Raw genomic sequence first — 21,555 nt, 5'->3', positions numbered from 1 at the left:
ATCCTATAAATTAGCCTCTGACATTCGCTTTAAGTTCATGTTCCAGTGTCTGAAGATCCTGATCCAGTTTTCTTCTGTTTTCAGCTCCCTGTTTCTGGATCTGTTTCACTTCATTCAACGTATTGATAAGCATTGACGTTGTTTCTCTCAATGTTTCTACAGATACGATAGTTTGTTCGTTAGCTCTGGCAACATTGACCGAGTTCTGGCCAAGGCGTTCAGCATTCTTTCTTAAGATTTCTTGTGTAGTGGAAGACACTTTCTGTTGAATTTCAATACTCTGCTGCTGTCTGTACATCGCAACAGCCAGTGAAAGCTGGTTTTTCCATACAGGAAGCGTCGTCGTAAGAATTGTCTGTGCTTTTTCAGCAATCGAAACGTTGTTATTCTGTACCAGTCTGATCTGTGGAAGTGACTGCATCATAATGACACGCACCACTTTAAGGTCAGCCATTCTTCTGTCTAATCTTGCAATGAAATCTCTTTTATCCGCAATCTGATAATCCTGATAGTTCTGAGGATTAGCCTCCATCAAAGCAAGTTCTCCGGCAGCTCTCTCCATTCTGACATTTCCTGCGATCACAAGATCTTCGATCTGCTTGATGGAATTCACATTGCTTTCGAAAATAGTCTGAAGAACCGCATTATCTTTGGTAGAAGTAATGATTCCCGCATTTACCTTATAAGAGATCTGCTCAATATTGTTGATGATCTTATCGTATTTTGTAAACAGATTTTCTACCTGGGTCATGATCTTCTTCATGAACGGTAATTTGCTTAGGAAGCTCTTTACTTTATTTCCATTAAGCTCTTCTACGTCTACATAATTAAGCTCTACCAATAAGTCATTGATTAATACTCCTACTTCTCCGGAGTTTGATCTTCTTACATTTCCCAGGAAGCTGTCACTCTGGTTTGATAGCGTTTTCTGAAGCTCTGCTCCGAAGTTGACAATAGCGCCAGGGTTGGCTTCATCAATAGAGTTTGCAATCGCTTCATATTTCTGGCGTTCCTCAGGCTTTAGCTGAGAAAGGCTTACATTTCCTTCCCTGTCTACAAGAACCGCCGGCGCTGCATTCTGAATAGGCTGGCCCGGTGGAACCATCGGAGTAGGCTCAAATGTTTTAAGAGGTTCTATTGATCCAAGCGGATCTATCGGTTGATTTTCCTGATTATCCATGATTATTTCTGATAAATTGATACAAATTTCTCAAGGCCTTCTCGCTGTCCTGCTCCTACAGCCTCAAATTTCCATTCTCCGTTTCTGTTGTAGATTCTTCCGAACTCTACTGCAGTTTCGATTGAGAAATCTTCGTCTAATTCATATTTTAAGATCTCCTCATTCGTATCTGTATTGAAAATTCTGATGAAAGAATTTCTTACCTGTCCAAAGTTTTGTTTTCTGGAATCCGCTTCATGGATCGTTACCACTACTGTAATTTCCTTTACGGCATTATCAATTTTTGTAAGATCGATCCTGATCTGCTCATCATCACCATCACCCTCTCCTGTAAGGTTATCTCCTGTGTGGATCACTGCTTTGTCCGGAGACTCAAGGTTATTATAAAAAATGAAGTGATTATCTGAAACCAGTTTTTTGTCATCTCCTAACAAAAATAAAGAAGCGTCAAGGTCGAAAGCTGTTCCTGTAGAAGTATTATTGATATCCCATCCTAAACCTACAGTAAATTTAGGTGCGTTAATATTTTCTCTTTGTCCTTTTTGTAAGTTAATAGCCATAATATAATTCCGTTTGTGTTAAAGTATTGATGTTATTTTCGTATTCTTTTATTAAATGATAATTGTTACTGATGGCCAACTCCAAAAGCAGCTCCATCTGTTCTTTTTTTACTTTAGACGTAAGATAGTCAAAATTACTTGAATCCAGGCCTAAAATATATTTCACAATTCTTGTATTGAACTGAAAACTTGGTTTATTCATTACTTCTATGACATGTTTTACATTTTTCACAGCATAGTAATTGAAGAAATTTTCAATCTTGGGATCAAGGTCAAAGTTCATCAGTTCTGCATAATACAGGAACATAAAGTCCGCCTCCACCTTATATTCATCCAAAATCCTGTTTACGGTATACTCATGACTGCCCGTAATTTTTATATCGTCAATAAAAATACAAAGTTTTCCTCTTAAAAAATCTTTATCGATGTAATAAGTATCATTAGCAATCAGATTTTTACGGTCTTCAAAATTAAGATTCCCATAATCTGTGATATAGGTATGGTTTCTGTTGATCTTGGATAGGATACTTGATTTTTGTCCTTTCTGAAAAAGATGAAAATCCAGGAGCTTTTTAAAGTAAAAGCATAAAAAATTAGAAGCCGTAGGAATCGCCATATAGGGGCTTGGAAGTATCACGACCTCTTTATCCGCCTGTAAAAGCTCTTCATTTTCAGCAATAAAACCGTTGAATAATTCTTTTGCAAATTTTTCAGCATACGACTTATCGCCATATTTAAAATAGCTGTATTCCGCAGGTGAGAAAGTAAACTCATCCGCCGAATGAATGTGGTGTAAGCTGTATCTTTTGTTCATGTTTATTTAGTGTTTAAGTAAATGTGCACTGAAACCGAATTCTTTTGCGCCCTGATAATCAGCCACCGGATTATCTCCGATATGTAGGATCTGCTGCAATGGAAGGTCCTTATTTTTGATATTATTCTTCACCTCCTGAAAAATAAGCGGGTTCGGTTTGGAACAGTTGATCTCATCAGAATAGATATGGAAATCTATATACTGATCCAGGTTTTCATGGATCAGAAATTTTCTCATGGTCGTTCCTTTGATAAATCCTGTATTGCTCAGAATATTGATCGTCTTGCCCTGATTTTTTATTTCCTCAAAAAAATCATGGATATTTTCAAAAATGATAACCGGTCTGTATTCTAAGAAAAGTTTTTCACTCTTCACATAAAAATCATTCAGCTTTTCTTTATTTAAAAGCTTTATATCTACGTTCAGCGCTCCCAATATCATCAGATAGATTTCAAAAGTATCTATATTCCCCCCTGTCACCTCATTGATCGTATTGCAAAGATCGTCGTAATATTTTACGATTCTTGCAACTTCATCGATCGGCTTGTCTACATTAAAAAACGAGGAGAACAGCTCAACTCTTTTTGCTTTAAATTCAGGATGAGATTTGATTAGAGTAAGCCACAAATCAAAGGAAAAATGACAGTGGTTGTGAATGTCGATATCTGTTTTCAATATGTTTTAAGTTAAAAGTTTTATTTAGCTTTCTTGAAAAAGATTTAATTTTTTTAATCATCAACAAGCGTTAATTTGCTATTCTTTCCAAAGATAAAATTTTTATCATAAACGCATTACCCTACTTCAGTGTTTTAAGATATTTTTATGAAATTCCGTGAATTCTCTAACAACTCTTGAGCCTTTTGAAAAACCGTTCAAGCAAGTATGAATCAAAAAAAATTTCAAAAATTCTTTGGAAATGAAAAAAAAATTATATTTTCGCAACCGGTTAACAATCAACAATGTCAACAAAAATGATAAATAATATAACTTTAAGTAATCCTGTCAGAGCTGTGTTCTTTGGCAGCACTAAATATTTATCTGAATAGTTCCATAGATCTTTTATTACTAAAAATATATTAAAGACCTGTCTATTCAGACAGGTCTTTTTTGCTGCCCTAATTTTCAGACTTTAACAACTCAAAAAACTTCTGTTCTTTATTGAGATCCGTTCTGAAAATACTATAAATCAATGCAAAAATACAATACGTTTTGCCGGTTTGATCCATCGTTCAGGCCGGAATATCCTTTGCGTTCATTTTTTTCAGAATCTTTCCGGAACAGCGTATTAAAAATCAACAATTTAAATCAAACAAAATGAAAAACAATACAAGAAATATAGGGATTATAGCACATGTAGATGCAGGAAAAACAACATTATCAGAAAGGCTTCTTTATTACACAGGGCTTATTCATAAAATAGGTAATGTAGATGATGGCAATACCACCATGGACAAGGATATTCAGGAGAGAAACCGGGGGATTACCATTTCATCAGCAGCGGTTTCAACCCAATGGAAAAAGGATGACAGGGTCTATAACATTAATATTATTGATACTCCGGGACATATTGATTTCGCAGTGGAAGTTGAGCGTTCATTAAGAGTTCTGGACAGTGTGGTTGCCGTTTTCTGTGCTTCTTCCGGAGTTCAGCCACAGACTGAAAATGTATGGTTCCAGGCTGAAAAACATGGAACTTCAAAGATCTGTTTCATCAATAAAATGGACAGGATCGGGGCTAACTTTTTTGGAGTTCTGAAGGAAATTGAAACCAAGCTGAATGCTGTTCCCCTTGCTCTTCAGATTCCTATCGGAGCGGAAAGCAATTTTGAAGGAGTAATCGACCTGATACAGCAAAAGGCTTTATACTGGACAGATGAAAACGGAGAAACTATCGCTGAAAGGAAAATTCCTGATGCTTATGAGACAGAAGCTGATGAATACAGAATGAAACTGATGGAAACTTTAGCCGAATACGATGAGACCTTCTTTGAAATCTTTATGGATACTGAACATGTGATCACTGCTGAAATGATCACAGAAGCTGTACAGAGAGTTTGCAGGTCGCGTGCAGCAGTTCCTGTTCTATGCGGGTCCGCATTTAAGAATAAAGGAATACAGCCTCTTCTTGATGCTGTGGTCACCTATCTTCCGTCTCCGGACCAGCTTGCTGACCTCCAAGGAAAAGATCCTCAGACAGAAGAAGCCATAGAGCTCGCAAGAAATGAATCGGAATCTTTTTCCGGACTTGTTTTCAAGGTGGTTATTGACAAGCATATGGGAAGGCTTGCCATGCTCCGCATCTATTCAGGGAAAATAAGATCCGGAGAGACTTTACTGAATGTAAGAACCGGAGAAAGCTTCAGAATTTCCAGAATTTTACAGATGCAGTCTGATAAAACGTTATCCATAGAGGAAGGTAAGGCAGGAGATATTGTTGCTTTAACAGGAATAAAAGATGCCAAAACAGGAGATTCCTTATCTTCTTTAGAGCACCCTGTATTACTGGAAGCGATTACAATCCCTGCGCCTGTTATCAGGGTTTCGATAGAGCCAAAAACCAATAGTGATGAAAAATCTTTTGGTTTGGTATTAGCAAAGATCCAGGAAGAAGATCCTTCCTTAGTAGTTGAAAGAGACAGGCAGACCGGAGAAACTTTACTGAGCGGACTGGGAGAGCTTCATCTTGAGGTCACTTTGGAAAAGATCCGCCTGAATCACGGTATTGAGATCAATCAGGGAAAACCTAAGGTATCCTATCGTGAAATTTTAACGGAAACAAGAACTCACAGAGAAAAGCTTTCAAAACAAAATGGAGGAAACGGACAATTTGCTGATATCAGTTTTGAAATCGGACCAAGAAATGATAATGAGCATGGACTGGAATTCGTTAATAGGATCAAAGGAGGTGTTATTCCTAGTGAATTTATTCCTTCTGTTGAAAAAGGATTCAGAGAGGCCATGCAGCATGGGGCTTTGAAAGGCTATCCTTTGGAAAGCATGAAGATTACCCTTTTGGATGGGGCTTTCCATCTTCAGGATTCTGCTGCCTTTGATTTTGAAATTGCGGCAAGAGAAGGCTTCAAGGCTGCTGCCGGAAAATGCAGCCCTAAACTTCTGGAACCTGTTATGCAGGTCGAAATTCAGAGTATTGAAGAGTATACCGGTGCTATAACAGCTGATATCAACAGACGAAGAGGTATCATTACTTCTATTGATGAAAGATCAGGGAGAAAGATATTTGCAGCGGAAATTCCGTTAGCATCAACGTTCGGGTATATTTCAGATCTCAGGACACTGGCCAGCGGAAGGGCTTCCGTCAGCATGAAGCTATCCCACTATGCGTTAGTGCCTGATTTTATCGCGAATACATTGATCACCTAAAAAAGCAAGGACTGTAATTAATTTTACAGTCCTTGTGTGGTTATGGATGTTTATTCATATGATGAATGAAAATCGTCAATCCAATGCGTTCGTCAATTTTCTAAGGTAGCGATCAACCCATCATAAAAGCCGATAAGCGGAGAGAATTCCGCCAGGATCGCAAATGAAAGTGATTCCGGGATCATGATCATGGCAACGGTAAAGCCTGCCAACAATTCATTTTTATTATTTATTTTCTTTGAAAAGTCAAATAAGCGTATGGTATTTTTCATTACCGGGCAAAGGTATGTACTTGTCTGATGTACACCATTTTTTCTTTTCTGTTTCCACAGGCTTACAACACGCATTCAATAATTCACACATTTGTTCACATAATATGTTAATTTTAATTAAAATTATAACATAAATAGGCTTTTTTACACATCCTCCTATTTTTTCTTTCAATTTTTGTTTAAATTTGAAAGCAAATAAGCAATTATTTTGGTACTAATCAAAACATTCAACATGTAAACAGCTGTTTATCAAGACATAGCTTAGAATAAATAGAATGGCATGAGAAAACTTTAATAGGTTATATATTATTTACACAAATGGCAGGAAAAAGAAGTTTGAAAAAGAAGAAGAGTGATAGCCCCATTGAAAATAAGGAATATACCTGCAGGATATATAAAATGATAAAAAATACATCCTTTTAATATACCGCATTCCTCCTAAACTGATTTTAAAGATTTTACCCTCACTAAATATATTCAAGATTCTTGAATTTTGGCTTTCGCTTTTTTTCAATTTCAAATGTAAGTGAATTATATTCTGCAATACACAATAATATATTTCGTCTATTTACGTTTTTTGATGCATAAGTTTTAATTAAAGACAATATTCAATAAAAATGTTATATAAAGAAATCCATATTGGAAAGTTTATTAAGGAGAGGGTCGATGAAAATGAAATAACCATGGAGAGGATCTGCAAATTTTTAGGCAGGGATGAAGAGTCTGTGGAAAGGATGTACAGCAGCAGATCTATAGATGCAGATCTCCTTCTGAGGTGGAGCAAGTTATTGGAATATGATTTTTTCAGGCTTTACAGCGCTCATCTGATTCTATATGCGCCTCCGGCCGCCGTCAACAAAAACCAACAAAAATCTGACAAGATCCCCTATTTCAGGAAAAATATCTATACTCAGGAGATCAAGGAATTCATTATGAAAAGAATTCTTTCGGGAGAGATGACACAAAGCGATGTCATTAAAGAATATTCCATCCCTAAGAGTACTCTTCACAGATGGCTTCAAAAGAGCGATACGATTAACGGATAAACAAAAACGATATGCGTCCCAATTACAAAAAGATTTATCAGGATATGCTGAAGCTGGAACATCCGGAAAAGCTGAAAGATCCTAAGATCAAAGAGCTCCTTGAAAAGCTTCATACAAGTGAAGATGTGCTTAACTTCAATGATAAACTTTTCAAGCAGTCCAGAGAAAATCAAAAGCTTAAAACGTATGATAAGAAGACCATGCTGAAACTCCTTCAGTATCAGAAAAAACACGGTCATTCTACCAGCTATATGTCCAGAAAATATAAAATAAGCAGAACCACCCTTTCAAAATGGAAACTGATGTTTGAAGGAGAGCTTGAAGATACCATGAAAAATGCCGGTCAATAATAACCGGCATTTTTTATAAAGGCAATGGTAAGGAAAAAGCGGGCTGTACGTTTGCCGGAGTCGAACCGGATAGCCTTGCCGGAATTACCGGCTTCGCTATTCCTCCCGTAATTGCGTAACGATGGATTTTTTCCTAACGACACCTTATAAGAGTATAAAGAAGCAGAAAGTGGGAAGAAGGAAGAAGTTAAAGTCTGAAGAAAATCTGACTTTATAGAAAATTATGATACAAAGAGATCTTCCAGCTCCCCACTTTCTGCCTCCGGCTTTATAAAACCAAGGCAATAACCGAAAAGTATTGTCGTGCTCTAACCAGCTGAGCTACTCTTCCTATGTAAATTGTGTTTTTTTGTTAAATACTTGATGAGATTTTATTTCCTCTCTGATTCCTGATACAAAATAAAAACAGTATTACGCAGTCTTTTTGCGTAGTATTTTTTTTTACAAAATTATTTTGGCATTTTATTTCAAACATTCAGAAAAAGCCTGTTATAAAAAGGGCTATATTATTCTGTAATGAACAAATATTCTGATTTGTGATAAAAGTTTTCTTAATATATCGTAAATATTTCTCGCTGATTTCGCAGATTGTGCAGATTTTGAATTAACTGTTATATCTAAGCTCCAGTTAAAGTCATATGCGTTATGGACATATCTGAAAAGTGACTTCACGCCACTCCTATTAAGCACAGATTTTTAGCAGTAAAATCTTTTAATAATTTCTTAATCCCTTAATCTCTTAATTATAAAATCCTTCTATCACTCATTTCACATAAAGGAATCAATAATTCCAGATTTTCAGGCAGACGTTTTCTAGCTTTGCCGATACTAAAACCAGAACTATGATTAAAGGATTATATGAAACCCATGTGCAGGTAAGTGATTTGGAAAATGCTGTACAGTTTTATACAGAGGTATTAGGGTTAAAGCTTGCCCACAGAGATGAAAACCGGCCTATTGCTTTTTTATGGATTGGGGAAGGAAAAGAATTTATGCTGGGATTATGGGAGCAGAAGGAGAATCTTCAGCCCAGACATTTTGCCTTTTCCAGCAGTAAGGAAGATATTTTAAACTATGCTGTGGAATTTTTAGAAAATAAAGATTTGAAGCCTTATAATTTTTTGAAAGACGGCACTGTTCAGCCTATGGTATTTGCATGGATGCCCGCTTTGGCCATCTATTTCAATGATCCGGATGGTAACCAGCTTGAATTCATTTCTATTCTGGAGGGTGAAGGAAAACCTGAGCTGGGAGTGCTTACCTATGAAGAATGGATGAATAGAAACAATCTGTAAAAAGGTTGGGAAAACTTAAAGGACACAAGGGAATTAAAGATTCCAAAAATTACACTTTATTAATTTGCCATGAATACAAGGAGTATTTTACTCGTTATTCATGGCAACTATATATGACATCTAATTTTACCCAAGGTAAATCTTTGTACCTTAAAACATGTGATGTTCAAAATAACCTGCGCCTTTGCGTTTTCCAACAATCTTGTTAATTATTTACCATCTTTTTCACAGCCAGCATGTGTTTGCAGGGACCTCTTTCTCCCTGATATTTACTGAACCACTCGCAGGTGCATCGCTCTTTTTCTTCTTCAATGATGACTGTATGATGTACTCCGGTACCTTCTACTCTGGCTTCTGTTCTTTCTTTACTGTTATTCAGGATCTCTACTTTTCCTTCTGCTATAAGCTTTTCAGCATTTTTCATTCGGGGATTCATTTCCAGAATGCGACTAAGCTTAAAAGGTAATCTGCGGTAGAAAAATTCATTATCATCAAGATCATACCCCAGCAACCCCATAGCGGCTAGCCTTCCTGTAAGGTTGCCGGTCTTTGTAAAACTTATATGTCCTTCCAGAGCCAGCTTCGTTGCATTGAATGATTGGTTGGCATAGGCATATTTGTCTAAAGCATCGATCCACTCATCGGGAACCTCGGATATAAGGCTTTCAAGAACCGCTCCTTCACCGGAAAATCCTCTCCAGCTTTCTCTTGACAGGGAAAAACTGAATCTTATATTTCCCATATAAAGCTGCCAGGTTGTAGATTGCATGTTAGGATGTGAAAAAACCTGCATACAGTCTATATAAGGAAGTAAAGGCTCCAGCAGGCGAAGCCTGTGAAGGCCGCCGATGCACACGGCATCTGCTGATCTTACGGGAGAAAACATCGGTTTGTTTCCTCTTACAATAAGATAATAGTCTGATTTCATCACTCCTTTAGGCATTCCACGAAACAGCTGCTGTGTCTGGATCTTATTGAAGGTATGCAGCTTTTCCGATTCAGATAAATAGACCTGTACTGTTCCCAGGCCCTTGATCCATTTTACAGGCAGCGGAACTTTTTTTTCCACAACCTTCTTTTCATCTTTGTAAATACCCACTTCCTTTTCACCGACAGAAAGCATGATCTTTTCATTGGGACGTATGCTTCCCAAGGCGGTTATCATCGGTTGATTAAAGTCGACATTAGTAGTTCCGTTTTCCAAAAACTCTCCATCCAGACCATCAGGCAGTACATCTACTCTTGCGTAGACTCCTGCACAATGAGAGAACCCTTCAAAACGCAGTCTTTCATTTCCCGCAGTCACAATCGGATCTTTAAGCAGGGCCATCTGAAACGGTGACAGGCTAAAGCTGGATTTTACAATATTGGAGAGGGTGATAAGACACCGGGCCAGAATAAACGGCTGGCCTACATTTCCCCAGAAAAAACAGGGTGCATCGGTATTTTTGTGTATCTCACTGTATTTAGCGAGAAACAGTTCTTCCATAGCATCTTTTTTTACCAAAGAGGATGCTCTGGAATAGTTGTAAATAAGCGTATCTTCCATAATTTATTTTTTTAGAAGAAGATTGCAGATTTTTTTCAGACTCGAGTTTTCTTTCCAGCCATTGAGTTTTTCAATGATATGAATATTGGCTTCAGACTGGTTTAAGGCCAATACTTCATGATAGACTTCCAATAGTTTTTTCAGATTGGTGACCGGTTTTTCCATTTGAAATAATATATTGGAGATCAGTTCTTCTAATGCTTCATTGTGGGTCTTACTGACATTCACCATATGATTTTGCATAAGGTCCGTTAATCTTTTAACCGGTGCCCATTCCAGCTTTTCATGGAGGCCAATCACCCTTCCCAGTTGTGCATTATCCATCATCTGATAAGAAACATGCTCCAACCAGATCTCTGCTGCTGTCCCCCGGATCGTTTTATCACCGTCCAGAAAAATAGTTCCTAAAAACAGATTTCCAATTTCATCCAACGGTCTTTTGATCTGATAAAGAGCCTGTGCCGTATTCAGAACCAGGTTTCTTTCATATACCTCAGCAATCCCGGAATAGAAAAGGCAATATTTGATCACTTTTGCCAAAGCGTTCGCAGGGGTATTCGGGAAGCACCACATCAGCGCAGGGGTTTCGGAAAGGTCTTTCTGACCGGAAACAAAATACTCCACGAACAATGGTTCTTTTCTTTTTTCAAGATGATACGGCGGGATCACAATATTCAGCTCAACGGGATAATATGAATTCTTCTTGTTATCGATTGTTTTCCAGCTATAATTCCCTGAAAGGAATTCTACAGGAATATTATCATACCCGAAACTGCCGAATTCTTTAAAAACAGTTTTCGGGGAACGTGTAATTCCGGCGGTCATCCACCATGAAGGATGTTCAAACTTCCCTTTAGGTTCTGTATTTTTTCCAAAGAAGAAAAGCAACAGATCTTTAAACTCACCTTTCAGCTTTTTCTCCACCAGCTGTAATGCTTCTTCGGTATTGTCAAGAGCACAACGCTGTAAAGCTAGCTGAACATCCAGATGGTGAGGCTCTACATTTTTATTTTGATAAACCTCAAATTTTTCTACCAGGCTTATAGGAGAAATCCAGCAGGGTGAATGGGTTATTGTAAACAACAAAGGGACATGATCTCCGGCTTTAATCTTTTCGTGCGTATATATGGCTAGTTCCCGGAATGCCTTCATAGCAGGAGATTCTGCTCCCACTTTCTCTATGGGGCCTAATTTTTTCTGATAATTTAAATAAGTTTCTCTGGCAGCTTCGTCTTCGCTCGTTTTCTGATATATTTTTTTCAGATTTTTAAGCTGAATCGGGTATTTTTCCAGTAGATCCAACCCGTAATTGATAATCAGGTTGCACAATAAAATATTCAGATAGGGAACTTCCCATTTTGAAATGATTTTACAGGCTTTTAAAAATACCGGCTCTATTAACTTCACAGAATCTGAATCAACATCATTGGCAAAACGGATAAACCCATCCAAAGCAATATCGCAATGGTGGCTATATGGATCATCTATTGCCAAAGGAAGGAAGAACATTAAATCCTCAAAGCTTTCAAGCACTCTGACTTTGTTTTCATCTGTCGTCAGCCATAATTTTTCAGAGGTTATCACTTCCAGCTCATGGTGCTTCTCTTCTATATATTTTTCCAGAAGAGACCGTACATTCGTCAGTATATTATCAGAATAATGGGACAACGCCTCTTTTATATTTTCGGAAGGCGGAATATATTTCAGAATGATCTTTGCTGCCTTGGTCTGTATTCCATCATCTTTACTTACAAATGCTGTGCTTAAAGCCATACCCAACATCTCCGGGTCAAGTCTTTTTCTCTGAAAGATCTTTTCTATTAAGGACAAACCGGAAACAACCACAGTCTTAACTTCTGAGCTTAGCAAATTGGGAAGGTAATGTGAAAGTTCTTCTGTTTTAATGCCTGCTCCGGCTATTTTTTTCAGGTGTGTCAATATGGTATTGACCGCTTTTGACTGTGCAGAGGCTAACCCTGCCAGCAATTCATCCTGAAGCCCGATCAGTTCTTCTTCTGTAGGCTTCAGTGCGGTAAACGCATCCATAAACCAACCTGTCACGTTTTTATTAAAGTTGCGGTTGGAGGCCAGCAGACATTCTCTCAGAAACCTTTTTCTTTCAATTTTCTGCTCTGCCACCAGTTTTTGGACTATTGGAAACCATTCTTTACGGAACGGTAGTGATTTGGACGGATATTCGCACAAATACCAAAAATGCGTTTGAAGGGTTTCAGGGTACTGGTCCAGATCGGAAGGATAATTGCTCAGATGATGTCCCAATAATTCAGGTCTGGGCTGTACATAGCCTTTTTTTGTCCATCCTAGTATGTCCTTGTAGTTAAAAGCCGTAAATTCAGCGTCTATAGATTCATTGATAAAATCAGAAAACCAATCCGGGCAGCCCCATTCCAATATCTGCTCCGCCTGTTCTGCATTTCTGAAAAAGCTCCAGTAATTCTTACCGAAGTTCTTTTTATCCATACAGACAAATGAAGCGATATCAATAATTGAATGCTGATTTACAGAGCCTACGGTATGGTAGGAATTTTTGGTCATTACGATCTTATTGATCTCGCGATCCATCTTTTTGATGGATGGGACTAATGTCTTTCTTTCTTCTGCTGTGAGCTGCTTTAGAAAAGGGATAATCTCATGTATTTTTTCCTCATTAAGGATCTCATAAAGTCTTTCTTTCATTTGTTTTTAATTTGATGTATAATTTTTTTCAGGTTATTTTCTTTTTCCCATTCTTTAAGCAGCCCCGAAACGATTTCGTCCGGTATAGACTGGTTCTGATTTAACAGTTCATAGTAAAGCTCCAGTAGTTTTTTAAGATTAAAAACCGGCTTTTCAATAGCTGAAAGAATGGAGATCAGCAATTTTTCCAAGGCAAGGTTGTGACTGTAACTTAAATTGATAAGACCGGACAACCCATCTGTGAGCCTTTTGACAGGAGCCCATCCGAAACTGATCTTTTTACCAATCAGCGTTCCCAGTTCTTTTACCTTAAAATCATCGGAAACAATCTTGTTTATTAAGGCTTCAAAAGCCATACCACAGAGTGTTTTATCTTTATTAAAAAGCCCTGCGGACAGCAATACATAATGTACCGGCTGAAAAGGCAGATCCAGCTTCAACCACGCCTCAAGAAAGTCTACATTTCCTCTGATATCATACTGATAAACAGCATTTGACAAATTCTCATTATATTTTTTGGCAACAACAGAACCTGAAAAATAAGGTGCTGTATATAAAATGCTGATAAGATCATCATGATAAATTCCATGATAAGAGTTGAATAAATGGTCTAAAAAAGAGGCATCCTCAGGAAGTTCTTTACGGTTTTCAATAGTAATGAGCACCTGGGGAATTTCTTCTGTATTATTCCATTTATAAATTTTTCTGTAGCTGAATGTCCAATCAAAATTACCCTCCAGATATATAGGGTCATATCTGTTCCTGAAGTAATCCGGATTAAAGACCGGTTTCAGCATTTCAGCATATTTTCCGTCCAGCTGCTCTTTTGCATATTGTTCTGCTGCATGCAGATTTTCTTTTTTTACACGAAGTACTGCGATCTGCAGGTCAAAAGGAACCGGCAACTCATTCTGCTGTTGATAGATTTTCAGCTTATCTACAAGATGACGGGCGGTAATCCAACAAGGAGTGTGATCCGGAGCAGAGAGAAGCGGAAGTGCTTTATTCTGTTTTAAGAGCTCAAAGATTCCTGAAAGAAGCTGATGATAAGCTTTAAAAACTAAAGGCGTTCTTTTTTCGCACCAGTTTTCAAAATTGGGAAATTCCGTACGTGCTTCCAGCAATACCCGCGATTTATTTTTCTGTTTTAATAAGCCGTAACTGATAAAAAAAGTAGCCAGTAAGTGATGAAGCCCTCCTGTTCCTTTTACTTTAAGTGCGGCTTTGAAAGCTGGTTCCAGCTGATTAAAGTGCTCTTCTTTAAACTCATTGTTAAATTTTAACAAAGCCTCCAGAAACCTTTCAAAATAATATGTTTTGCCTGTATGAAAAACCTGTGGGGCAAAAAATATGAAATCATCAATGGTCTCAATAGGTAAAACAGGCTCTGATAAATGCCATAAAGCTGGTTCATAGTTCTTTTTCTCTTTACTTTCCGCTTCACCTTTTTCAGCAATAAATTTCTCCAGCAGTGCACTGGCATCGGAAAGAAGCGATCCTGTATAAAGCTTTAGCTCTTCCTGTATCTTTTCTGATTCCGGGTTCCAGTATCTGGCAATGATCTTTGCCCCTTTTGTCTGGAGTGTTTTATCTTTATTCAGAAAAACGGGTACCAGAAGAAGGCATATCTCTTCATGGTATGCGTTATTATCTTTGGCTATTTTTTCCAGGGTCAGAATCAATGCATTGACTATATTTTTGATGGGAAGTGTTATCAGAGATGACGCAGCGTGTAAAAAGTCTTCTGTTTTAAACGCTTTATCTGTGGTAACCTGATTTACAATCTTCAATGTCCCCGGGAATAGTGAATGTTGTGTAGAGTGAAAGATCATAAACAGCTCATCCTGCCATTCCAGAATCTCTTTACTCGTTGGTTCAAGGTAAGCAAAAAGCTCCAGGAACCAGGTATTATGTTCTTTTGAAAGATTAAAATTAACTGCTTTAAGGCAGGACCTAAGCAGTCCGGATCTGTCAATTTTATGATCCTTAGCCAGCTTTTTAAATATTTCTTTCCAGTCCCGCTCATTGTAACAGGAAGTAACATCAGATTCATATTCAAATAAGAACCAGATATGTGAGTCTAATGTAGCAGGATAGGTAAATAAAATTTCTTCTGAAGAGCTGCCGGAAATCCCGGAAGATGAAAGTAATGATGCGATGATCTCATTATCCGGCCTGAGATAACCTTTATGCTCCCATTCCAATACTTTCAGATAATTGAATTCTCTTAGGAATGAATGACTCTCCCCGATCCAGTCCGGAATATAGGATTCAAACAATTCATCAATAAGGTCAACCGGCATTGAGTAATAACCGGGACTTAATTTTTCGTATTCATTTTTGGTTTTACAGCAGGCCAATGCGGCCAACACAGAGATATTGTTGTGCCCCCATTCTTTATTAATATGTTTTTTTAAAAGAGCAACAACTTCTTTTTTATCTTTTAGTGTAAGCTTCTTAAGAAAAGGAACAATTTCCCTGATTCTATAGTTTAAATATATTGCCTTAAACTCTTCCTCAATTAGCATAAATTCAATCTTGTCAGCTAAAATAACAAAAAATGATCTACAGGTATTAAATTATCCCCAAAAAGTGAATTTTTTAACAAAACTTTATGCTTTTAACAGAAGCTCTATCAGCAGTCCGGAATAAAAGCTGACAATTTTTTTTTTCATTCCTAAAAAAAATAAAGGTCTTTCGTTATGTCAAAAAAAGCGAAAAGTAGTTCGGCAAAGGTGGTAATATAAAAAAGACTCCCTTTTTCAAGAGAGTCCTTATTCATTATACCATTGGATACATAGCTTCATTTTAATAATTCTTCAGGCACCAATGCAGAATCCTGGCAATATTCTTTGCATCATCCACACCTCTGTGGTGGGTACCTTCCAGAGTGAATCCCAGTTCGCCCAAAGCCCTGCTCATTCCCACACTTTTTCTTATCGTAGGATGAAGCTCCCCAAACAATGTTTTCACATTGATATGGTCGTCACTCATAGGATAATCGGCATAGAATCTTCTCGCCTGGTTCTGAAGCATATTCAGATCGTAGTTTCCGTAGCTTGCCCATGTCAAATCCTCTGAATCGTATTCTGCCCTGAGTATATCAAATGCATCTTCCAGCATTACGCCTTCACTATCCAGCATATTTTGGGTTAACGTAGTAAGCTCTGTACAAAACGGACTTACTTTTGAATATTGAGGTTTCACTAAGATCCCCTCATTTTTAGAGATCTTTCCGGTTTTTGCATTCATGATGCATACACCGATCTCAATGATCTCACTTTCCTGACCTCTCGGCGGCCGGCTGTCCCAGCATGTTGCTTCAAGGTCTACTATTAATATATTCTCTGTTGTTTTCACTTTTTTTTAATTTTAGAAGTTAGAGGTTAGAAATCAGAAGTCAGAAGAGAGATACTTTAAGTGATAATCTCTCAAACTCTATCGCTATTCTTTCTCTCAAAATCAACTCATTACGCTCCCGGTCCAAACGGTGGTGTCCATTTTTTCTGCTTCATGATTTCCCTGACCTCTTGGTAGGAAACCGGGCGGAAATTGTGACAGTCTATCCCTACATCGAAGCTTCGATACCTTTTGCAGTTTTAGTGTAATAAATATTTAATTAATTCTTGCGAAACGCTTTATAAAAAGCAGTTTCAATTTCCTGTTGATCGCTTTCCGTATATCTTCTTGAAAAGTGGACCGGGACAGCTTCTTTTACGTTGCAGTCATTCATCATCTTTCCTGAAGCAGAAGCAAAACTGTGATAATTGAGCTTAGCAAGCTCCTGATCGCTATCTTTATAGAACGTTTCGATGTACACCAGGTCTGCACCTTCAAAAACGGCTCTTATTTTTTCATGATTCGCCTCAACTGCCACATGATCCATAATCACTCCCAATTTATAACCAGGATTACGGGTTAACAAGTGAAACAGATCTGCTGCTTTATAAACCGTTCCTTCTATCCCGATTTCTTTCTCCGGATCATTATTTTCAAAAGCAGCTTTCAGTTCACTGATCCATTTTCCTTTCCTGAACCCGGAAGCATTTTCATTAAAAGTGAACGAGTCTTTTTCCATGAACAGATAAGAAATCGAATCTGTTTTATGATCCAGAATAGCAAAATCAACATGTACATATTCATCCTCAAAAAGAAAGTTCCGGGTTTCTACAAATTCAAGATTCCAGTGAGGAGGACGAATTGTATACACATTGATCTCTTCTTTTGAAGTGATCTCCCGGATCTCATATTCAATCGCATTTTCATCTATTAAGTTCCAGGTATAGGATTTTAATCTCGCTTCAATTTGCTGATGAATATTCTTCGGGCCACAGATGATTATCTTTTCTCCACTTCCGATCTGATGTCTGAAGATCCCGTCAAAGTTTGAAAAATGATCTATATGGGTATGACTGATGAATAGCGCTGAAACTGACTGTATTTCTTTTACCGTCAATAAACTTGCTTCTCCGCAGTCACATAAATAGTGCTTTGCTTCGTTTAAAACTTTTATCAATATGCTGATGTCTTCTTTTAATAGACTTTTTATTTCTGCCTGTAACATTTTTTCTTTTTTTATTAATCATCACCCGCCAAATATCACCCATCGAATGGCAACAGGAGTACTCAAAACCTAAGTATTAAATATCCTTTGGACTTTTGCGGTTAAGTTTACCCATAAAAAAGTTCCGGTAAAGAGATTACCGAAACTATACTTTAAGAGTCATTAGCTCTTCTTTTATAAAATCAATGACTAAAGAATTCAACTTTTTGTTGATCCTTTTCTGCTCTTCTTTTTCAATGGCTGTGAAAGCTTCCGGAAAATCTTTTTCAAAATCTTCCAAAATATCCTGTGCAAAAAGGCCTGTCACTTTCCCTATCATTCTAGGTTCGAATTCGCCAATTTTGCTCATAACATTATTCAGCCGGTTGACAGTCACATATCTTTGGATCTCCTCCCAGATATTTTGGGCAATTTCGCTGAAATAAACCTGTTTACGGACCATTTTCTCCTTCTTTTTAACCATTTTAGACTTTTCTATCCATTTTTCATTCTTATTTTTAAGAATGACTCTTGTTCCGTTCCCAAAATATTGGGTTTTCAAAGTTTTGATAATGGTTCCTTCACACATATTATTCAGCTCAGGTAACCCCAGCCAGGCCGGAATTTTGGAATTGAAAACATTGGGAAACTTCAAAGCTTCCTCCAAAGTCCCTTGAAATAAGGTCTTCGCATAGAAAAATCCGGTTTCCTCAAAAATTGAGTTGATAATCTCCGTATCCAGATAGGTCACCCCGTTCAGCTTAATGTCGAAGGCGTAAAATTCGTTATGAGGTGCATATTCAATACCTTTTTGCACCTTCACAGCATCTTTTACCGGTTCTACTTCTTTATGCCTGTAACCACCACCGAACAATTCGCCGTAGATCACTACTGTTTCAACATCCGGATACATCGTTTTCAATTTCTGAAACACCGCTATTACATTTTTTCTGTAACGTTCCAAAATCTGATGTGCATTGAAAAATTTTTCATCCTTTTCGATGAAGGCAGTTCTTTTTCCGATTTTAATTTCCTTTCCGTCGGTAAAGAAAGAGAAATTAGCCCCGTGAACTTTTTCCTGTACAATGAAAACCTCATCCCCGAACCCTTGTAATCTGATCTGCTCGATTACACGGGTCTGGTAAGCATTTTCTATAGCGTTATATGTTTTGAAGATCATTTCTTTAATTTTTTAAAGTTTTCTAAAAGACTAATAATATTTTTCTTTCCTACAGGGTTCATTGAATGGCAGTAAAATTTTGGTAAGTCCAAATAATTATCCAGACAATATTCCGTAAGCCATTTGGCACAATCGTAACCGTTTTTTTCAACAAATTCCTGAGCATCCGGTTTCAGATAATGTTCATCGGCAAGGTCATGGTCAAAAGAGATCATTTCCGGAAGTCCTTTTTCCAAAATTCTGCTGATAAACTGCTCATAATTCCGAACGATGTGCCAGTCACTTCTGAGGAAGATATCCTGTTTGGTATAATGATACGCCTCAATGGGATATCTTATATCATCCAGAAACAGTAATCTTTTTGTCATTTCCATTGTTTAATTTTTTATGAATACCCATCTACCACAGCCTTCAGAAATGTAATTACATCTTCAGATCTTATGATACGTAATATGTTATACTGTTCGTTTTCTTATTTTGAAAAGTAGATATTCAATGCTTTGATCACACTTTTCACATTCGTATTGGGATAGAATCCGGAACTGTTGATACAGTTGATCTCAACAATCTTCCAGCCTTCATCGGTTAAACAAATATCCATTACAAAAGCTTCTTCAAGATTGAAAAGCTGAATCATATCATTGGCAAACCTCAATCCGTCTTCTGAAACTTTTTCTTCGAAAGGTGCATTATCATTAAATTTATAATAACCTCCATCGATGATCTGCCCTCCAACGATCCAAAGCCTTGCTTCTTTTATGGTCCGTTTTGCTTCTGAAACCTGAATCAAAGATTCTTCCGTAATTCTGTTGGACCGGTTTTCCAATGCTTCAAAAACAAAGTCTTTCCATTCTATTTCCGTAAATACTTTTCCTGTAAAAATCTTCGCTTCATGATAAGGCTTGATGAATTTCATCTCATCCTTTTTCCAGCTCAGGTTTTCGGAGATTCTATGAACAGAAACTTCATGGTTTAGGAGGTTTTCACCATAATACCCGGAATATACTTCATACAGGTGATTACCCCCATAAAAAGAACCGGGAAACCAGTCTGAATTTTGTCTGGCCAATCTTGCAATCGTCACCGAACCATATACAAAAACATCTTTCCGATCTGTTTCAAAGTTTATCTTCTCTGCTGCTGGTGGAATATTAATGACATCATAATCAATATTTAACTCTTCCAGGGCCTCAAAAATTCTGTAGTGGTCGGGATCTAAGTACACATTAGCCTGAATTAAAAAAAACATGGTTGCTAATTTTTAAAGGTTCTCTTATTTATTTTTTACAATATCGGATAATTCCAGTCTGGTATCCTCAGGAAATCCTGAAAGACCGGGAATATCATTGTATTCCAAAATTATTCTTTCTCCGTTTTCTGCTCCCAGTACATCAATGGCAACAATATCTGCTTTGATGTGATGCTGTAACCGCTTTACTTTTTCTATCCATTCTTTTTCAGGCTCGGTCATTTGATATTCCTGGGTTAAAGAATTGGCTTTCCAGTATTTTCCTTTTCTTTTCATTGCCCAGACTTTATCATGTACAGCCAGATAACGGATATCATATTGATAGTTGATAAACTTTTCAGCCGTCACATAATCCTGATGAATAAAAAGTAAATCTTTAAGCTCTTCCCATTGTTCTTCGGTGGAAACTAAGCTTTTACCATAGCCGCCGTGATGATTGCCCACTTTAACCACAAAAGGAAATTCCATTTTCAGATTTTTCAGTTGGGTGGTATTGGTTGCCGTATTAAAATCAATAACAGGTAATCCAAGCTTTTTCAATGTATTTAACATCGATAATCTGTCATATCCCATCAATAATGTCGAGGCTGAGTTCACACATGGAACTCCTGAATACTCAATCAGTTCCAGAATATTTCTATGCCTGGCTTCAGGATTTACGGCACCCAATCTCCAAAAGATCACATCCGGTTTACAAACTCCGTCCGCATCGATCACGTACAATGAAGAATCTTTTACAATAAATTCTGAAGTCTGAACTTTCTTCCGAACCACTTCATATCCTGAAAAATAATCCGTCCAGTACTTTTCTCCGTTGATGATTAAAACTGTTTTCATTTTTTATTTTTTTGGATGGTAGTTGGAAGCTTAAGGATGAAGTCATCGGATCGTTTTTAAACTTCCTGCTCCCTTCATCCGCTTCCAGCTTTTATCACACCATCATATCAGCACAATTGGAACTTGCGAAAGCAAAAGGTTTTGCCTTAAACACATATCCCATTCCCAGAATGTATCCCATTGCGTCTTTCAGGGCAACGTTGGATTTGAAATCCGGATCGGTATTAATGTCCGCATGTACCTCCATTTCCACACCATAAGTATCCAACACAGAGCAGATAGCGTATGCAATTTCCACGGATTTGTTCACCTCATTCAGCATTCGCTCCTTGATACTGATACTCTGTATTTCTCTTTCTTTTCTGATAAAGGTAAACGCTCCTTTTCCCTCACGAATAAATACTACTGCCGTAGCATAATTGATGGCATCTCCATATACGTGAGAATCTGATCCCACACATACTTTCAGACGATGTCCGTTGGCCTGTTCGCGGATGATGGCTTCTTCTACCAGCTGTGTGATAGAGTTCTGGAAAATTTTTCCATTCATATTCTGCCATGTTTGTTGTTGCGTTTCCATTTTTTCTACCTGTTTTTAATTC

18 protein-coding genes and 1 pseudogene are annotated in these 21,555 nt (G+C 37.5%); 4 read left to right on the top strand and 15 right to left on the bottom strand.

Annotation, left to right across the window (positions count from 1 at the left end; translation table 11 throughout):
- Window positions 1–10: 10 nt before the first annotated feature.
- The 4 genes from AC4IF5_RS16180 to AC4IF5_RS16165 are packed head-to-tail and all read right to left on the bottom strand — an operon-like array spanning window position 11 to window position 3,229.
- Window positions 11–1,180 carry a toxic anion resistance protein gene (locus AC4IF5_RS16180; RefSeq protein WP_490736260.1) on the bottom strand — a complete coding sequence of 390 codons (1,170 nt, stop codon included), beginning with the start codon at window positions 1,178–1,180 and terminating at the stop codon, window positions 11–13.
- Window positions 1,181–1,182: 2 nt separating this feature from the next.
- Window positions 1,183–1,740, bottom strand: coding sequence for a TerD family protein (locus AC4IF5_RS16175; RefSeq protein WP_490736258.1), 558 nt, complete (start codon window positions 1,738–1,740; stop codon window positions 1,183–1,185).
- Window positions 1,730–2,554, bottom strand: a complete 825-nt coding sequence (locus AC4IF5_RS16170; protein WP_490736257.1) for a phosphoribosyltransferase family protein — start codon at window positions 2,552–2,554, stop codon at window positions 1,730–1,732. Before AC4IF5_RS16170 ends, AC4IF5_RS16175 begins: the two co-directional genes overlap by 11 nt.
- A gap of 6 nt (window positions 2,555–2,560) precedes the next feature.
- Window positions 2,561–3,229, bottom strand: a complete 669-nt coding sequence (locus AC4IF5_RS16165) for an HAD family hydrolase (protein ID WP_490736255.1) — start codon at window positions 3,227–3,229, stop codon at window positions 2,561–2,563.
- Between the two features lie 639 nt (window positions 3,230–3,868).
- On the opposite strand from AC4IF5_RS16165, the gene fusA reads away from it, so the two are divergent.
- Entirely contained in the window at window positions 3,869–5,935 is a 2,067-nt protein-coding gene (fusA, locus tag AC4IF5_RS16160) for an elongation factor G (RefSeq protein WP_490736253.1), read from the top strand.
- A 101-nt stretch (window positions 5,936–6,036) separates the two neighbouring features.
- On the opposite strand, the pseudogene AC4IF5_RS16155 reads toward fusA, so the two are convergent.
- Window positions 6,037–6,207, bottom strand: a pseudogene (locus AC4IF5_RS16155) (SulP family inorganic anion transporter); the annotation flags it as partial.
- Between the two features lie 617 nt (window positions 6,208–6,824).
- Here AC4IF5_RS16155 and AC4IF5_RS16150 point away from each other — a divergent pair.
- From AC4IF5_RS16150 to AC4IF5_RS16140, 3 genes are all read left to right on the top strand, one after another.
- Complete coding sequence (locus AC4IF5_RS16150; protein ID WP_490736252.1) at window positions 6,825–7,253, top strand: transposase; 429 nt, start codon at window positions 6,825–6,827, stop codon at window positions 7,251–7,253.
- Window positions 7,254–7,264: 11 nt separating this feature from the next.
- Entirely contained in the window at window positions 7,265–7,603 is a 339-nt protein-coding gene (locus AC4IF5_RS16145; RefSeq protein WP_490736251.1) for a helix-turn-helix domain-containing protein, read from the top strand.
- 842 nt (window positions 7,604–8,445) lie between these two features.
- Window positions 8,446–8,898 (top strand): VOC family protein, encoded by a 453-nt coding sequence (locus tag AC4IF5_RS16140; RefSeq protein WP_490736249.1) that lies wholly within the window; start codon window positions 8,446–8,448, stop codon window positions 8,896–8,898.
- A gap of 205 nt (window positions 8,899–9,103) precedes the next feature.
- Here AC4IF5_RS16140 and AC4IF5_RS16135 read toward each other — a convergent pair whose 3' ends face one another.
- The 10 genes from AC4IF5_RS16135 to AC4IF5_RS16090 all read right to left on the bottom strand — a co-directional run bounded on the left by AC4IF5_RS16135 (window position 9,104) and on the right by AC4IF5_RS16090 (window position 21,533).
- Window positions 9,104–10,447, bottom strand: coding sequence for an SWIM zinc finger family protein (locus AC4IF5_RS16135; RefSeq protein WP_490736247.1), 1,344 nt, complete (start codon window positions 10,445–10,447; stop codon window positions 9,104–9,106).
- Window positions 10,448–10,450: 3 nt separating this feature from the next.
- The gene (locus AC4IF5_RS16130; protein WP_490736245.1) at window positions 10,451–13,144 is read right to left on the bottom strand and encodes a DUF6493 family protein; all 2,694 of its coding nucleotides are present in this window, start codon (window positions 13,142–13,144) and stop codon (window positions 10,451–10,453) included.
- Window positions 13,141–15,672, bottom strand: coding sequence for a DUF6493 family protein (locus AC4IF5_RS16125; protein ID WP_490736243.1), 2,532 nt, complete (start codon window positions 15,670–15,672; stop codon window positions 13,141–13,143). The genes AC4IF5_RS16130 and AC4IF5_RS16125 overlap by 4 nt, the downstream gene beginning before the upstream one ends.
- Window positions 15,673–15,952: 280 nt before the next feature.
- The gene (locus AC4IF5_RS16120; protein WP_490736241.1) at window positions 15,953–16,504 is read right to left on the bottom strand and encodes a 3'-5' exonuclease; all 552 of its coding nucleotides are present in this window, start codon (window positions 16,502–16,504) and stop codon (window positions 15,953–15,955) included.
- 259 nt (window positions 16,505–16,763) lie between these two features.
- The gene (locus tag AC4IF5_RS16115) at window positions 16,764–17,708 is read right to left on the bottom strand and encodes an MBL fold metallo-hydrolase (protein WP_490736239.1); all 945 of its coding nucleotides are present in this window, start codon (window positions 17,706–17,708) and stop codon (window positions 16,764–16,766) included.
- 145 nt (window positions 17,709–17,853) lie between these two features.
- Window positions 17,854–18,867 carry an RNA ligase, Rnl2 family gene (locus AC4IF5_RS16110; RefSeq protein ID WP_490736237.1) on the bottom strand — a complete coding sequence of 338 codons (1,014 nt, stop codon included), beginning with the start codon at window positions 18,865–18,867 and terminating at the stop codon, window positions 17,854–17,856.
- A complete protein-coding gene (locus AC4IF5_RS16105) occupies window positions 18,864–19,241 on the bottom strand; it encodes a cyclic-phosphate processing receiver domain-containing protein (protein WP_490736236.1) in 378 nt (125 codons plus the stop codon). The genes AC4IF5_RS16110 and AC4IF5_RS16105 overlap by 4 nt, the downstream gene beginning before the upstream one ends.
- Window positions 19,242–19,339: 98 nt before the next feature.
- On the bottom strand, window positions 19,340–20,116 hold the full coding sequence (locus tag AC4IF5_RS16100; RefSeq protein ID WP_490736234.1) for an ATP-grasp domain-containing protein: 777 nt from the start codon (window positions 20,114–20,116) through the stop codon (window positions 19,340–19,342).
- Between the two features lie 24 nt (window positions 20,117–20,140).
- Window positions 20,141–20,953, bottom strand: a complete 813-nt coding sequence (locus AC4IF5_RS16095; RefSeq protein ID WP_490736232.1) for an ATP-grasp domain-containing protein — start codon at window positions 20,951–20,953, stop codon at window positions 20,141–20,143.
- A gap of 94 nt (window positions 20,954–21,047) precedes the next feature.
- Window positions 21,048–21,533 (bottom strand): ribonuclease H-like YkuK family protein, encoded by a 486-nt coding sequence (locus AC4IF5_RS16090; protein ID WP_490736230.1) that lies wholly within the window; start codon window positions 21,531–21,533, stop codon window positions 21,048–21,050.
- Window positions 21,534–21,555 lie beyond the last annotated feature (22 nt).

Source organism: Chryseobacterium sp. UF-290, from assembly GCF_058245615.1.
This window is presented reverse-complemented; position numbering and strand designations above follow the sequence as displayed.

Bases quoted from the DNA above. Each gene is read 5' to 3' on its own strand.
- AC4IF5_RS16180 (WP_490736260.1), bottom strand. From the start codon at position 1,180: ATGGATAATCAGGAAAATCAACCGATAGATCCGCTTGGATCAATAGAA.
- AC4IF5_RS16175 (WP_490736258.1), bottom strand. From the start codon at position 1,740: ATGGCTATTAACTTACAAAAAGGACAAAGAGAAAATATTAACGCACCT.
- AC4IF5_RS16170 (WP_490736257.1), bottom strand. From the start codon at position 2,554: ATGAACAAAAGATACAGCTTACACCACATTCATTCGGCGGATGAGTTT.
- fusA (WP_490736253.1), top strand. From the start codon at position 3,869: ATGAAAAACAATACAAGAAATATAGGGATTATAGCACATGTAGATGCA.
- AC4IF5_RS16150 (WP_490736252.1), top strand. From the start codon at position 6,825: ATGTTATATAAAGAAATCCATATTGGAAAGTTTATTAAGGAGAGGGTC.
- AC4IF5_RS16145 (WP_490736251.1), top strand. From the start codon at position 7,265: ATGCGTCCCAATTACAAAAAGATTTATCAGGATATGCTGAAGCTGGAA.
- AC4IF5_RS16140 (WP_490736249.1), top strand. From the start codon at position 8,446: ATGATTAAAGGATTATATGAAACCCATGTGCAGGTAAGTGATTTGGAA.
- AC4IF5_RS16135 (WP_490736247.1), bottom strand. From the start codon at position 10,447: ATGGAAGATACGCTTATTTACAACTATTCCAGAGCATCCTCTTTGGTA.
- AC4IF5_RS16130 (WP_490736245.1), bottom strand. From the start codon at position 13,144: ATGAAAGAAAGACTTTATGAGATCCTTAATGAGGAAAAAATACATGAG.
- AC4IF5_RS16125 (WP_490736243.1), bottom strand. From the start codon at position 15,672: ATGCTAATTGAGGAAGAGTTTAAGGCAATATATTTAAACTATAGAATC.
- AC4IF5_RS16115 (WP_490736239.1), bottom strand. From the start codon at position 17,708: ATGTTACAGGCAGAAATAAAAAGTCTATTAAAAGAAGACATCAGCATA.
- AC4IF5_RS16110 (WP_490736237.1), bottom strand. From the start codon at position 18,867: ATGATCTTCAAAACATATAACGCTATAGAAAATGCTTACCAGACCCGT.
- AC4IF5_RS16105 (WP_490736236.1), bottom strand. From the start codon at position 19,241: ATGGAAATGACAAAAAGATTACTGTTTCTGGATGATATAAGATATCCC.
- AC4IF5_RS16100 (WP_490736234.1), bottom strand. From the start codon at position 20,116: ATGTTTTTTTTAATTCAGGCTAATGTGTACTTAGATCCCGACCACTAC.
- AC4IF5_RS16095 (WP_490736232.1), bottom strand. From the start codon at position 20,953: ATGAAAACAGTTTTAATCATCAACGGAGAAAAGTACTGGACGGATTAT.
- AC4IF5_RS16090 (WP_490736230.1), bottom strand. From the start codon at position 21,533: ATGGAAACGCAACAACAAACATGGCAGAATATGAATGGAAAAATTTTC.